The organism is Bacillus cereus group sp. BfR-BA-01331 (assembly GCF_022663915.1).
Taxonomy (GTDB): domain Bacteria; phylum Bacillota; class Bacilli; order Bacillales; family Bacillaceae_G; genus Bacillus_A; species Bacillus_A mycoides.
Genome location: NZ_JAKUGJ010000171.1, coordinates 1 through 381 on the forward strand (window position 1 = coordinate 1; position 381 = coordinate 381).

The following is a 381-nucleotide window of genomic DNA, read 5'->3' on the forward strand; positions in this document are numbered from 1 at the left end:
AACCGAGTAATGATTTATGTCAAAAAGTATTTAAGTTAGTACAAGCACACAAAATTCCTGAAAGCTCTGTTTACTATATTGATCCAACTAACCCTGATACAAAAAACATAAACATTCTGCGTGGACCAGTTGATAAAGTAGCAGAGGTTTTCGCAATGGTTATTCAAGGTTTATCTGAATCCAATAATGCATTCTTTGAACAAGCACAGCGTAACCATCTTAAGCAACATATCTATTTATTAAAGCTGCACAACCCGCAAAAAGATGTAACCTTCGACGACTTGATAGAGATGTATGTGCGCCCATAAGGGTAGATTTAGAATTGATTAAATAGCACTAATCTAGGTTAGCTCACGAAAGACCTATTACCAATCACCTCAC

1 pseudogene is annotated in these 381 nt (G+C 36.0%); it reads left to right on the forward strand.

Features of this window, described 5'->3' with window-relative positions:
* A pseudogene (locus MR155_RS31505) lies at window positions 1-308 on the forward strand (conjugal transfer protein TraG); the annotation flags it as partial.
* Window positions 309-381: the final 73 nt, after the last annotated feature.